Source organism: Flavobacterium sp. Arc2 (genome assembly GCF_041431385.1).
In the GTDB taxonomy this organism is placed as follows: Bacteria; Bacteroidota; Bacteroidia; order Flavobacteriales; family Flavobacteriaceae; genus Flavobacterium.
This window is the reverse complement of record NZ_JASMRH010000007.1, coordinates 47,032-59,335: the sequence shown is the minus strand read 5'-3', so window position 1 is coordinate 59,335 and position 12,304 is coordinate 47,032. Positions and strand designations below refer to the sequence as shown.

Annotated in this window: 13 protein-coding genes; 12 read left to right on the top strand and 1 reads right to left on the bottom strand. The window is 33.0% G+C overall.

Features of this window, described 5'->3' with window-relative positions; all coding sequences use genetic code 11:
- Positions 1 to 356 precede the first annotated feature (356 nt).
- Complete coding sequence (locus QO182_RS06285) at positions 357 to 1,052, top strand: DinB family protein (protein ID WP_371560536.1); 696 nt, start codon at positions 357 to 359, stop codon at positions 1,050 to 1,052.
- A 223-nt stretch (positions 1,053 to 1,275) separates the two neighbouring features.
- Here QO182_RS06285 and QO182_RS06280 read toward each other — a convergent pair whose 3' ends face one another.
- The gene (locus QO182_RS06280) at positions 1,276 to 1,752 is read right to left on the bottom strand and encodes a hypothetical protein (protein WP_371537214.1); all 477 of its coding nucleotides are present in this window, start codon (positions 1,750 to 1,752) and stop codon (positions 1,276 to 1,278) included.
- A 413-nt stretch (positions 1,753 to 2,165) separates the two neighbouring features.
- On the opposite strand from QO182_RS06280, the gene QO182_RS06275 reads away from it, so the two are divergent.
- The 11 genes from QO182_RS06275 to QO182_RS06225 all read left to right on the top strand — a co-directional run bounded on the left by QO182_RS06275 (position 2,166) and on the right by QO182_RS06225 (position 12,303).
- On the top strand, positions 2,166 to 3,239 hold the full coding sequence (locus tag QO182_RS06275) for a bile acid:sodium symporter (RefSeq protein WP_371560534.1): 1,074 nt from the start codon (positions 2,166 to 2,168) through the stop codon (positions 3,237 to 3,239).
- Positions 3,240 to 3,352: 113 nt separating this feature from the next.
- Positions 3,353 to 3,940 (top strand): DUF6642 family protein, encoded by a 588-nt coding sequence (locus QO182_RS06270; RefSeq protein ID WP_371537219.1) that lies wholly within the window; start codon positions 3,353 to 3,355, stop codon positions 3,938 to 3,940.
- Between the two features lie 189 nt (positions 3,941 to 4,129).
- Positions 4,130 to 4,696 (top strand): 2'-5' RNA ligase family protein, encoded by a 567-nt coding sequence (locus tag QO182_RS06265; protein ID WP_371537222.1) that lies wholly within the window; start codon positions 4,130 to 4,132, stop codon positions 4,694 to 4,696.
- A 175-nt stretch (positions 4,697 to 4,871) separates the two neighbouring features.
- Positions 4,872 to 5,282 (top strand): rhodanese-like domain-containing protein, encoded by a 411-nt coding sequence (locus tag QO182_RS06260; protein WP_371537225.1) that lies wholly within the window; start codon positions 4,872 to 4,874, stop codon positions 5,280 to 5,282.
- On the top strand, positions 5,272 to 5,883 hold the full coding sequence (locus QO182_RS06255; RefSeq protein ID WP_371537228.1) for a TIGR04282 family arsenosugar biosynthesis glycosyltransferase: 612 nt from the start codon (positions 5,272 to 5,274) through the stop codon (positions 5,881 to 5,883). Before QO182_RS06260 ends, QO182_RS06255 begins: the two co-directional genes overlap by 11 nt.
- Positions 5,884 to 6,015: 132 nt before the next feature.
- Entirely contained in the window at positions 6,016 to 6,888 is an 873-nt protein-coding gene (locus QO182_RS06250) for a sterol desaturase family protein (protein ID WP_371560533.1), read from the top strand.
- Positions 6,889 to 6,952: 64 nt separating this feature from the next.
- Entirely contained in the window at positions 6,953 to 7,714 is a 762-nt protein-coding gene (locus QO182_RS06245) for a DUF547 domain-containing protein (RefSeq protein ID WP_371537234.1), read from the top strand.
- Complete coding sequence (locus QO182_RS06240) at positions 7,707 to 8,399, top strand: TIGR04283 family arsenosugar biosynthesis glycosyltransferase (RefSeq protein WP_371560532.1); 693 nt, start codon at positions 7,707 to 7,709, stop codon at positions 8,397 to 8,399. Before QO182_RS06245 ends, QO182_RS06240 begins: the two co-directional genes overlap by 8 nt.
- A gap of 69 nt (positions 8,400 to 8,468) precedes the next feature.
- Positions 8,469 to 9,224 (top strand): DUF6503 family protein, encoded by a 756-nt coding sequence (locus QO182_RS06235; protein WP_371560530.1) that lies wholly within the window; start codon positions 8,469 to 8,471, stop codon positions 9,222 to 9,224.
- A 189-nt stretch (positions 9,225 to 9,413) separates the two neighbouring features.
- Positions 9,414 to 10,709, top strand: a complete 1,296-nt coding sequence (locus tag QO182_RS06230) for an NAD(P)/FAD-dependent oxidoreductase (protein ID WP_371560528.1) — start codon at positions 9,414 to 9,416, stop codon at positions 10,707 to 10,709.
- 1 nt (position 10,710) lies between these two features.
- Complete coding sequence (locus tag QO182_RS06225; protein WP_371560526.1) at positions 10,711 to 12,303, top strand: 4Fe-4S binding protein; 1,593 nt, start codon at positions 10,711 to 10,713, stop codon at positions 12,301 to 12,303.
- The last annotated feature ends 1 nt before the right edge of the window (position 12,304 follow it).

The following is a 12,304-nucleotide window of genomic DNA, read 5'->3' as shown; positions in this document are numbered from 1 at the left end:
TTTAAGCTATTTACGACATTTGCAGTACACATAAACAATAAATTTCATAACTTAGTTTGTTATCTAGCGGAGAACACTTTCTTGCAAAAGTGATAGCTGTAGTCCTAAATATAAATTATAGTTTTCTATTCATTATCACCTATAAAAATAGGTAAATGGAAGAAAATTCCGAACACAAAATAATTAGTATGGTGAAAATTGATGCCACTGCGCTTGAATATTAAGCCATAGTAAAACTAGATAATATAACGTCCTTTTAATTGTACCTTGTTATCCCTTGTCAATCCTATAGTCATCAAAGTCTTTGTTTAACTTACTTTTTAATCTAACTGTCTTGTATCCAAAATTAATTTAATATGAAAGATTTACAACAATTACTAGATGAAGTAACTCGTTTAACTTCGAATATTAATACTAATTATCCTGATTTATATAAATTCCTGAGTGAAAACCCCATAACTATCCCTTCCTATGTGGACCCTCAAATTACTAAACAGGTCATGACTGATTACCTAGATTCCTTAAAGAATCTATTGCACAACCATATAGAAAGTCACAAAAAAAAGAATGCCAGCTTTAATGTAATCTCCCTTAAACCTTTTGACATAGCAGTATTTTCAGAAGCAATCAGAGAACGTACAATCAAACGACTCGAATCTGTTCCTCAGGATTTTATTAATTGGAGATTGAACAATACTTCTCTGAGTTTTGGGCATATCGCTCAACACATTATTAATGCTGATGAATTATTTATAAAAATGGTACAGTCTTCTACAGACCTATACATTTGGGTACTTGGTACCGAAGAGTCACATCCAATTCTTGAGCGTCATGAGTATGAAGAAAAAATCATCCATCTCAAACATTTGCAAAAGCAACGAGCAAATTTAATTTTGACCTTAACGGAGAAGGAACTGACCAAAACAATCCATAGTGATGACGGAGAAGAAATGATATTGGCATGGTTTATTCTGGAAAAGATAATCGAACATGAAGTATACCATCGCGGGCAAATTTCAGCCTATTTAAAAGTCATTAAAGGGGAGCTTTGAAATATGATTAGTACGCTTAAACAGTTTATTAATTGTAATCTTCACTCAATATATTCTATCGTCACGTCAATATTAATTTGGGGCCAAAATGTTTTTAAAATATTTACCCCCGCTACCACGCAAAAAGATTCGCGCGATAGCGGGGGATATTTTATAATTAGCACCGACAAATAAATCAGGTGCATAATTAAAAAAGGGAAATTACTCTCCCCTTATTTCTTTATTATTTGTCAACGCAGTCAACAGCGTCAAATTTATATTTTACACTCTCAAAATCGATAGGCTCACCTTTAACAAAATGAGAAGCTCCCAAAGTAATTTGTATTTTTCCGTCCCCTAAAATAAGCTGATCTCCACGTTTTAAAAATGCCATTGGATTTTTATATGTTTTTTCTTTATATCCACCTTGGATAAACGTATAACTGGCAAATAAGGTATCACCACGAAATTCTCCGGAGATTTCACCAACCTTTTTGGGCATATTAGAAATTGCCATCTCCATATTACCCGTTATATCTCCATTTTTGAAAGTGTTAATTTTTAAATCAAGCGTGTCTTCTTCATAAAATGCTCTATAGCACTGTACGTTTACTATCTCTACAGCTTCCTTAGCTTTAATGAGTTTTTCACTTTGATTATTTTTACAACTTACGAGTCCAATACAAGTCAACAGCAAACAGAAAAGGCCTAGGTTTTTCATAATAGTTTCTTTTAGTTAATAATTTTGGCAGTAGCCAATGCTAATTTACGCATAATTAATGTGTAATAATAAAGATTTGATATAAAATTTCAAGTGTAATTATCCTAATAAAATAGAATTATTGGCACTTCTCTAAATTAATTGAAAGGAAATTTATTAGTCATCATTGTACTTATTTTATATTGTAAAAACTATTTCTACCCTGACACGAATAATTAGTAGCGCTCGAAAAAGTTTCTGTAGAAAAATCAAAACAATATTTTAAAGATTCATTATGTAATTGAAATGAAAAAAACCGATGCGCAAGTTGTTGTTGAAATGACCATTAGCGGTCGAGTGGCCCCTGAAACCGTAAAAAAAGCCATCTCAGATGCTATTTATACTTGAAAAGACCTATTTAAATGATTGCTTTGATGAGGTCAGAGATTCAAAAACCTTTAACAATTATGATTCCAGGAGGATTAATATTCTGTATGTTACTATCTTTGATGGTACTTCCTCAAATTTATCATTTAGCGCACAAAAAAATGAAAATAAAGATTGATAAATTCGTTCTCGCCATAACTATTACAGTGTTTTTAGCTTATTTATTTCCGCAGTACGGGAGTAAATCAAGTCCGCTTGACTTAGATACTATGGCTAGTGTGGGTATTTCGCTTTTATTTTTTTTCTACGGATTAAAACTAAGTCCAGAGAAAATAAAAAGCGGATTAGTAAATTGGAAACTGCACCTCTTAGTGCAAGCTTCTACTTTTTTACTATTTCCCATAATTGTATTACTGTTTTACCCATTTATGCAAACAGAGCATAACAAAACAATCTGGTTGGCTTTTTACTTTATAGCCTCACTCCCATCTACTGTCTCATCCAGTGTAGTCATGGTTTCCATTGCGAAAGGAAATATTCCCGCAGCCATATTTAATGCCAGTATTTCTGGTTTAATAGGAATTGTATTTACTCCGCTATGGATGGGTTTGTTCCTAAATAGCAAAAACGCAAACTTTGATTTAGGTGCCATTTATTTTAAGTTAATTACTGAAGTTTTGATTCCGGTGATTCTGGGTCTACTATTACATCGTTATTTAGGAAAGTTAGCCATTAAGTACAATAACTACTTGACGACCTTTGATAAATCAGTCATTTTATTAATTATTTATAAAAGTTTTGCAACCTCATTTGAGGAAAAAGTTTTTAGTATTTTAAACACATCTAGTCTTATTGTAATTGCACTTTGTGTATTGAGTTTATTTTATTTTGTATATTACTTAATCGGTTTTATAGTCAAAAAACTTAATTTCGATCGTGAAGATCGTATTACAGCACAGTTTTGTGGAACAAAAAAGTCGCTCGTTCACGGAACGATTTTCTCGAAAATATTGTTTCAAAATGCAGCAACATTGGGAATAATTATATTGCCCTTAATGCTTTTTCACGGCTTGCAAATTTTCATTATTAGCATAATCGCTAATAAATATGCCAAAAATTAACCCCTATTTACTCTTACACACAAGCTATTTATTTGTTAATAAAAGGTAGATTTAAAAATGACTTGATTAATTTTGTACAGAAATTAATTATTCCCTAAAATCTATTTTTATTAATGAATCATCTTGACAAAGCCAATTTCATCGAACAAGATACCTTTATCTTTTGCCTTGAAGGAGTCCGTGATATAGAAACTGAAACCGAGACTGAAGTAGTTGTTAATTTAGAACAATTAGCTGTAAACTACGGCTTGGCTAGTATCTACAAAACCTGCGATACTATTGAAGGATTTGAGGAAAGCTTGAGTACTCTATTATATGATGATCATGGTTTCAAGGATTATGAAATCATTTATTTTGTCATGAAAGGCGAAGGAAATAACATTTGCCTTAACGATTACTTTTACAGTTTAGACGAAATTGCAGAGGTTTTTGAAGGAAAGTTAACGGGCAAAATTTTGCACTTTGCCAATACAAAAATACTAGATTTGACTGAGGAAGAAGCACAATATTTCATAGATGTTACAGGAGCAAAAGCCATTTCAGGGTATGGAACGCCATTTAACAGCCTGACCAGTATTAATCTTGACCAGGCATTTTTTAGCTTTTTTAAAGAAGATGACAACGTGTTTGACATTGTAGAAACATTGTTTCAAAAAAACTATGATCAATGCAAGCTACTTGATTTCCGACTATATTATTAATTGTAGTTTTAAATTACTTGTTTGGCTGGTTTTATATGTTAAACAAGGGGGGTTTTAAAGATTTTTTTAGACAAAAGGTAATTTTAAGTTTCTAAATTGTCTTTAATTCGATTATTATAAAATAATGGCATAAAGACGCCGCATTCTTTCTAGTTGAAAATTTGTATACTAACTTTATCAAAAATTAAAATGATGCAAAGCACCTACTCTATTGTTTTTCAACCACCTCCAGAAATAGTGGAAGAAGTGAAAATTTTAAAAGAGCGTTTAGCAGATAAAATTGGATGGTACAATAGCAAAAATTCATTGGCACACATTACCATCGGAGAATTTTTAGCATCTGTAGAACAATTAGAACTAATCAAAAAACAATTGACTCGAATAGCCGATTCGGTTATGGAAGTGCCCATAACTTTAGATCATTATGGAAGCTATCCTAACGGTGCTTTTTTTATAGCTCCAAATACGGATTCGAAAATAAGGCTGGTTCCTATTATGAAGCGTTTTCAAAAAGAGACTCGTTTTACAATTACCCATAAAAGTGTGGCCCCCCATGTATCTATCGCTAGAAAATTAACAGCCGAAAAAATGATAATTGCAAATGAACTTTTTACTACGGTTGCGATGCATTTTCTTTGTGACGCAGTCATTTTAAGAAGGTTTAATACTGATGCAAAACAATTTGAAGCAGTTGCTAGTTTTCCTTTTAATGGAAAAGCAGAACCTATTCAAACATCATTGTTTTTACACTTCTAGAGCTTTTATCTTTATTTTTTTTAGGGCCATTTTGTCAGGAAATAAGTTTTTAGACGTCTAATAAATTAAATATCTTTATAAAAAAAATACCATGCGTCTTTATATCTATTTTATTAGTTTCTTTTTTTCAATTGTACTCTCTGCACAGAATAGCATTCCGCAGGTTTTAAAAAAAATGAATAAAGAAACGGTCCCTTATATCAAAGTAAATGATCTCAAAGATAAAAAAAACTTGATTTTCTTGGATGCCAGAGAACCAAAAGAATACAAAGTTAGTCACATTAAAGGTGCTCTTCCCGCAGGCTTCGATCATTTTAAGTCTGATACTGTTTTGGCAAATGTCAAAGACAAGAACGCTACAATAATTGTCTATTGTTCTATTGGTGTAAGAAGTGAGCGAGTAGGTGAAAAATTACAAAAATTAGGTTACAAGAATGTTTTTAATTTATATGGAGGTATATTTGAATATAAAAACACTGGCGAAAAAGTGGTGAACAACCAAAATAAAGTAACAGACAGTATACATACTTATAATAAAGCATGGAGTGTTTACTTAACTAAAGGAATTAAGGTTTATGAAGACTGATGCCTTAATCATTTTTACTCGAAATCCTGAATTAGGAAAAGTAAAAACCAGACTCGCAAAAACAATTGGTAATGAAAAAGCCTTAGCTGTCTACAAGGACTTACTTTTACATACCAGGAATGAAACCTATTCCATTGATTGTGATAAATTTGTATTTTATGATACTACCATTATTGAGAATGACATTTGGTCTCCAGCATTTTATCAAAAAAAAGTGCAAGCCAATGGTGATTTAGGACAAAGGATGCATCAAGCTTTTGTTACACTTTTTCAAATGGGTTACAAAAATTGTATCATTGTAGGCAGTGACTTATTTGACTTGAAAGCCGTTGTTATTAAAACAGCATTTAAAAAGCTTGTAGATCACGATGTAGTAATTGGTCCGGCTGAAGATGGTGGTTATTATTTATTAGGACTAAAAAAAGGCATGCCTGCTATTTTTCAAAATAAAGACTGGGGAACAGCTACAGTTTTTAAAATGACCATGAAGGATTTAGAGAATCAGAAAGTATCGCTTCTAGACACTTTAAATGATATCGATACCTATGAAGATTTAGAACAAAGCTCCTATGACATCGCTAGCTTAAAACTATTATCCTAGCTAAAAAAAGAATAGTAACAGATCTTCTTTATAAGCCTAGAATGGGTGGCAAAGAAACGAAGCATAACTTCGAAAAATTAAACTAAAGGAGATAAAAAATATCATTAAACCTTGAAATACGGATTGGCAAAAATGAAAAAATACATTGACATACTACTGAATTCCTATAGCGGTTATTTTAATTACCTGAAAAACGAGATTTTATATTGGAACTGGGATAACTATTTTTATGGACTAATTGCCATTTCTTTGGTAGTCTGGTTCCTTGAAATTGTTTTTCCCTGGAGAAAGCAACAAGCCATTTTTCGTAAAGATTTCTGGTTGGATTTATTTTATCTGTTTTTTAATTTTTTCTTACTCAATTTAATTCTTCTCATTGCATTATCTAATGTAATGGAACAGTTTCTTAATGACATACCCCATTTATTTGGGTTTGAGTTAACATCTATTCAGCTGTTCTCTATATCTGAGATGCCTAAGCCCTTGGCTTTGTTCCTATTCTTCATCATTAGTGATTTCCTGCAATGGAATGTGCACCGCTTGTTGCATACGATTCCCTTTTTATGGAAAATTCATAAAACCCATCATAGCGTGAAGGAAATGGCTTTTGCTGCCCATTTTAGGTACAATTGGATGGAACCTATTGTTTACAAATCAATACTGTATATTCCTATTATTCTCGTTGGTGGTGTAAACCTTGAAGATGTCTTTATTGTGCATTTCATTGCGATTGCGATAGGTCATTTAAATCATGCAAATGTGGGTTGGGACTACGGTTTCTTAAAATACATATTTAATAATCCTAAAATGCATATCTGGCACCACAGTAAAAAAATACCGAACAAATATGGTGTCAACTTTGGAATTTCACTAAGTTTATGGGATTATATATTTAAAACCAATTACATACCTACAGATGGAAGAGATATCGAACTTGGTTTTGACGATGAAAACGAGTTCCCAAAAGATTTTATTGAACAAGAAATATATCCATTAAAAAAATAGTTTCTTTTTTTTTGTCAGGAACTACTTTTATGACTGTCTAAACTTGTATAATTTAAAAATAGCAATGATGAAAAAATATTTCTTAACTCTACTTTTATTGCCTCTGCTTTCATGTGGAAAAAATAAAACAAATCCAGAAATTCCAACAAAAGCATACCAAACTACGACCACAGCTGATGATCAAAGTATGAATCATGCTAAATGGAATACATTATTGCAAAAAAATGTTTCTAAAGACGGAAATGTAAATTATAAAGGTTTTCAAAAAGACAGTAAAGAATTGCAGGCCTACCTTAATGAATTATCGTCAAATGTCCCTACAAAATCATGGTCAAAAAATGCTACACTTGCCTATTGGATTAATGCATATAACGCTTTTACAGTAAAATTAATTTTAGATAATTATCCAACTAAAAGCATCAAAGATATTAATGACCCTTGGGGTAAAAAATTCTTTACGTTAGGAAATAAAAAATACAGTTTAGAAGAAATCGAACATGAGATACTTCGCAAAATGGATGAGCCAAGAATACATTTCGCCATTAATTGTGCTTCTTTTTCTTGTCCTAATTTACTAAATGAAGCTTATACTGCAGCAAAATTAGACAAACAATTAGCAGCTGCAGCAAAAAGTTTTATTAACGATAAAACTAAGAATACTATAACAACGAATAAAATCGAAATTTCAAAAATATTCGATTGGTTCGCGGGTGACTTTAAGAAAAAAGGTTCTGTTATTGATTTTTTAAACCAATACAGTACTATCAAAATTAGCAGCAAAGCCAAGGTCAATTACAAAGAGTACAACTGGAGTTTGAATGAATAAAATTTCGATAATAATCCCAGTTTTTAATGAAGTAAACAGCATTATTAAGTTAGTATCGCATCTTGAAAATAAAGCCTTTCAAAAAAAAACAATTGAAATAATAGCTGTTGACGGAGGCAGTACAGATGGTTCTCAAGATAAAATAAAAGCTAGTTCAAACGTGAAGTTAGTTCAAGCTGGAAAAGGGAGAGCGATACAAATGAATGTAGGAGCTAAAGTGGCCACAGGAAACGTCCTTTATTTTTTGCACTGCGATAGTTATCCGCCCCATCATTTTGACCGCATTATCAATGATGCCATTCAACAAGGAAGGCAGGCGGGCTGTTTCAGAATGAAATTTGATTACGCACATCCCGTTTTAATGGTTTCACAGTGGTTCACTCGATTCAATCATATTTCCTGCCGTGGCGGAGATCAATCGCTATTTGTTACCAAAAAATTATTTGATGAAATAAAAGGTTTCAATGAGCAATTTATCATTTATGAGGATAATGAAATTATTTCAAGGCTTTACGCCAAAAAACAATTTGTCGTGATTCCTGAATATATAATTACTTCGGCTAGAAGGTATCAACAAAATGGGGTTTGGCGTTTACAATACCATTTTATTATTATTCATCTTAAACGCAGATTAGGACATTCTACTGAAAGTATGCTTCAGTATTACAAAAAAAACATCCGATAAAAGGTAGTGTCTAGTGATTATAAATTAGACATCTTAAAAATAATCAATACAATAATTAAACAATTCATAATGAAAAAAATTGCTCTAGCTTTAACAGCGATCATTCTTACCGCTGTAGGATGTAAATCGAATGAAGAAAACTTAAAATTTACAGAGAAAGTAGAAAAAGCACACCATCAAGAAGAATTTTCAGCTAAGGAAGCAGTGCAGTTTAATCTTAAATTAGAGTTTGGCGGTAAAGATAGGATGGATGCCAAATTTACAATTCTGACCAACTCTACGAAAGGAGTTATTGAGTATAAAAATGGAGCTAAAATAGTATTCAACAAGGATAAAGTCTACTACTCTACTACGATTCCTAATGAAGAATCTGTCCGATTTGATGCTTTTACATGGGAATATTTTTTCCTTTTTCCACATAAATTAAGTGATCCAGGAACAATATGGAATGAATACGATAATAAAGAAAAAGACGCTACAAATTACCTAACAGAAAAGCTAACATTTAAATCAGGAACTGGAGACGCACCAGATGACTGGTATGTAGTTTATGCCGATAAAACAACCAATTTAATAGAAAAAGCGGCATACATTGTTTCAATAAATGGTGGTAAAGAAGCTGCAGAGAAAAATCCACATGCAATTCAATATCTAGAATACAAAGAAGTTGATGGTATTCCTATCGCTACAAAATGGGTTTTCTGGGGATGGGAAGAAGGAAAAGGTCTTACCGATGAATTAGGACATGCAACACTAACCGATATCAAATTTGTTAAAGAGGATGCTGACTATTTTATACCTGGAACCGACTTTAAAACGAAATAGAACGTTTACGCTTTGATGTTAAACTAATGGAGTTTTTATAAATTATAATAATCTTATGCTATCTTTTAGATTAAGTTTTAAAACGGTCTATTTTCCTAGACTATATTAAACATAATGGTATTAAATGCTAAACTTTAAAGTCAATCGCGTCTCTTTTTATTGAATACATAACGAATAAATTCATTTTATATGGAACATATTGTCATTATAGGTAACGGAATTGCTGGGGTTACGCTTGCACGTCATATTCGAAAAAAATCAGATTCAAAAATTACTATTGTTTCTTCTGAAACTGAGTTTTTCTTTTCTCGTACCGCTTTGATGTACGTGTTTATGGGGCACATGAAGTTTGAGCACACACAGTCCTATGAAAACAATTTTTGGGAAAAAAATAAGATTAATTTGGTTCAAGGATTAGTTACCGCTGTAGTTCCTGCTTCTAAAGAAATTATTTTATCTACCAATGAAAAGATAGGCTATGATAAACTAGTACTAGCAACAGGCTCAAAACCTAATAAATATGGATGGCCTGGACAAGATTTACAAGGCGTTACCGGTCTTTATCACAAGCAGGATTTAGAGGCTTTAGAACGCTGGGCACCTAATACAAAGCGTGCTGTAATAGTGGGTGGAGGTTTAATTGGTATCGAGTTGGCTGAAATGCTGCGTTCCCGTAATATCCCTGTCACTTTCTTAGTACGTGAAAAGACATTTTGGGGTGGTGTTTTACCTTTCGGCGAAAGCCAAATGATCAACCGTCACATAGAAGAACACCATATTGATTTAAGGTTAGATACTAATTTGATTGAAATTCTTTCGGATGAAAAAGGACATGTAAGAGCAGTTGTTACCGATAAAGGAGAGACCATTGATTGTGAAATCGTTGGCCTGACAGCAGGTGTTTCTCCAAATATTGATTTCTTAAAAGACTCCGGAATAGAACTAGGAAAAGGAATTAAAGTGAACCGTTTCTTAGAAACAAATTTTAAAGATATTTATGCGATTGGGGATTGCGCTGAACAGCATGACGCCATTGATCTACGAAGACCAATAGAGGCCGTTTGGTATACTGGTCGCATGATGGGAGAAGTATTGGCACAAACATTAACAGGAACACCCACCGCTTACAAACCGGGACATTGGTTCAATTCTGCCAAGTTTTTAGACATTGAATATCAAACATACGGATGGGTTTGGGCTAAAGCTAAAGACAACGAGGAACAGTTTTACTGGGAGCATAAGTCGGGTAAAAAAGCAATCCGAATCTCATTTGACAAAAAGGACCGCACTTTTTTAGGCATCAACACCTTTGGGATACGAATGCGTCATGAGTTCTTTGACAAAGTCCTAACCAACAAAGAAACCGTGGATTATGTCATTGATCATTTAGAAGCAGCTAATTTTGACCCCGAGTTTTTTACATCATACGAAAAAGAAATCCGTAAACAATTTATTAACCAATTCGTTGGTGCAAAAACAACATAACATGAGCAAATCAATTGACAATATTTCCATCGCCTCTCATGAGAACATACAGATGGACGGCATCCAGAAATTAGGTATTACACTTGGATTACTGGGACTATTCATTATGACACTAGCCTTATTTAATGTCTCTTTCCCCAACAAAGGATTTTGGTTAGCAGGATCTATAATATCCATTTTCACGGGTATTGTAGTATACGCTAATAGAACCTATCTCAACAAGCCTCCAGGAATAAAAAACAACGGTGTATGGCACAGGGACTTCACTAATAGAGGAAATTGGGCTTGGATGATGGGAGTTATACTAACCACATTTTATATTGTTTTGTACTGGTATCCAGAATACTTAGGACTGAATCAAGACGGCGGAAAAAGTACGGGAATTGTTGGCTTTTTTGATCCATTAAGTTACGTTTTAAATGGTAAAGCCGCTAGCCAATGGTTTGTATATGGGACACTTTATACCATAGCCATTTTGGGTTTAGGATATAAGTTTATTTTAAAATACCTTCATAATAAATACCAGTTGGTACGCACCCTTTCGGTTATGTTTTTTCAATTGGGATTTGCTTTTTTAATTCCTGAAATACTAGAAAAATTGAATCCCGAGAAAGCTTATTTTGCTAAGGATCTAAAAAATATGTGGCCTCTTAATTATTATTTCTTCAATGAATGGCACTTAAAAAACATGTTTGAAGGCGGGAATTTAGGAATGTTCATGTTGTTTTTCGGAATAGCCATGATTTTCATCATCTCTCCTATTCTAACTTATTTCTATGGAAAGCGCTGGTACTGTTCTTGGGTTTGTGGTTGTGGAGGTTTGGCAGAAACTGCTGGTGATAGTTATAGACATTTATCCAGTAAGACAGATACATCTTGGAAAATTGAACGATGGATGATCCACTCCGTATTAGTATTCTCATTTGTGATGACCATCGCCGTTATATTTTCATTCTTATCTAATAATCCTGAAATGAGCTTTGTTACTAAAGACCATTTTATTTGGGGCATCGTTATTTTCCTAATCGTTTTTACAGGAGCCTTATATCTATTTAAACGCAAAGAATTAGATACAGATGCCATTTATACTATGCTTTCTTTAGTAGCGATTATTATTATTTCTCTTTTTATTAATTATTTTTCAGGGAATCAAAATATTCTTTTTATTGACAGTAATTCGTTGAGAGAATGGTATGGTTTCGCTATCGGTGCCGCTTTTAGTGGGGTTGTAGGCGTAGGCTTCTATCCCATTATGGGAAATCGTGTTTGGTGTCGTTTTGGCTGCCCTATGGCTGCAATATTGGGCTTGCAACAACGCCTGTTATCAAAATTCAGAATTACCACTAATGGTGGTCAATGTATTTCTTGTGGAAATTGCTCTACCTATTGCGAAATGGGAATTGACGTTCGTAGTTATGCTGAAAAAGGAGAAAATATTGTTCGTTCTTCTTGTGTGGGTTGTGGTATATGTGCGGCCGTATGTCCTAGAGGAGTATTGAAATTAGAAAATGATACACCAACAGGTCGAATCAATTCGAATGAAATTTTATTAGGAAACGATGTTGATTTAATGGATTTAATTAACCAAAAATAAC

What these genes read in the sequence shown, in the direction of transcription:
- QO182_RS06285 (WP_371560536.1), top strand. Translation starts at nt 357, where the DNA reads ATGAAAGATTTACAACAATTACTAGATGAAGTAACTCGTTTAACTTCG.
- QO182_RS06280 (WP_371537214.1), bottom strand. Translation starts at nt 1,752, where the DNA reads ATGAAAAACCTAGGCCTTTTCTGTTTGCTGTTGACTTGTATTGGACTC.
- QO182_RS06275 (WP_371560534.1), top strand. Translation starts at nt 2,166, where the DNA reads ATGAGGTCAGAGATTCAAAAACCTTTAACAATTATGATTCCAGGAGGA.
- QO182_RS06270 (WP_371537219.1), top strand. Translation starts at nt 3,353, where the DNA reads ATGAATCATCTTGACAAAGCCAATTTCATCGAACAAGATACCTTTATC.
- QO182_RS06265 (WP_371537222.1), top strand. Translation starts at nt 4,130, where the DNA reads ATGATGCAAAGCACCTACTCTATTGTTTTTCAACCACCTCCAGAAATA.
- QO182_RS06260 (WP_371537225.1), top strand. Translation starts at nt 4,872, where the DNA reads ATGAATAAAGAAACGGTCCCTTATATCAAAGTAAATGATCTCAAAGAT.
- QO182_RS06255 (WP_371537228.1), top strand. Translation starts at nt 5,272, where the DNA reads ATGAAGACTGATGCCTTAATCATTTTTACTCGAAATCCTGAATTAGGA.
- QO182_RS06250 (WP_371560533.1), top strand. Translation starts at nt 6,016, where the DNA reads ATGAAAAAATACATTGACATACTACTGAATTCCTATAGCGGTTATTTT.
- QO182_RS06245 (WP_371537234.1), top strand. Translation starts at nt 6,953, where the DNA reads ATGATGAAAAAATATTTCTTAACTCTACTTTTATTGCCTCTGCTTTCA.
- QO182_RS06240 (WP_371560532.1), top strand. Translation starts at nt 7,707, where the DNA reads ATGAATAAAATTTCGATAATAATCCCAGTTTTTAATGAAGTAAACAGC.
- QO182_RS06235 (WP_371560530.1), top strand. Translation starts at nt 8,469, where the DNA reads ATGAAAAAAATTGCTCTAGCTTTAACAGCGATCATTCTTACCGCTGTA.
- QO182_RS06230 (WP_371560528.1), top strand. Translation starts at nt 9,414, where the DNA reads ATGGAACATATTGTCATTATAGGTAACGGAATTGCTGGGGTTACGCTT.
- QO182_RS06225 (WP_371560526.1), top strand. Translation starts at nt 10,711, where the DNA reads ATGAGCAAATCAATTGACAATATTTCCATCGCCTCTCATGAGAACATA.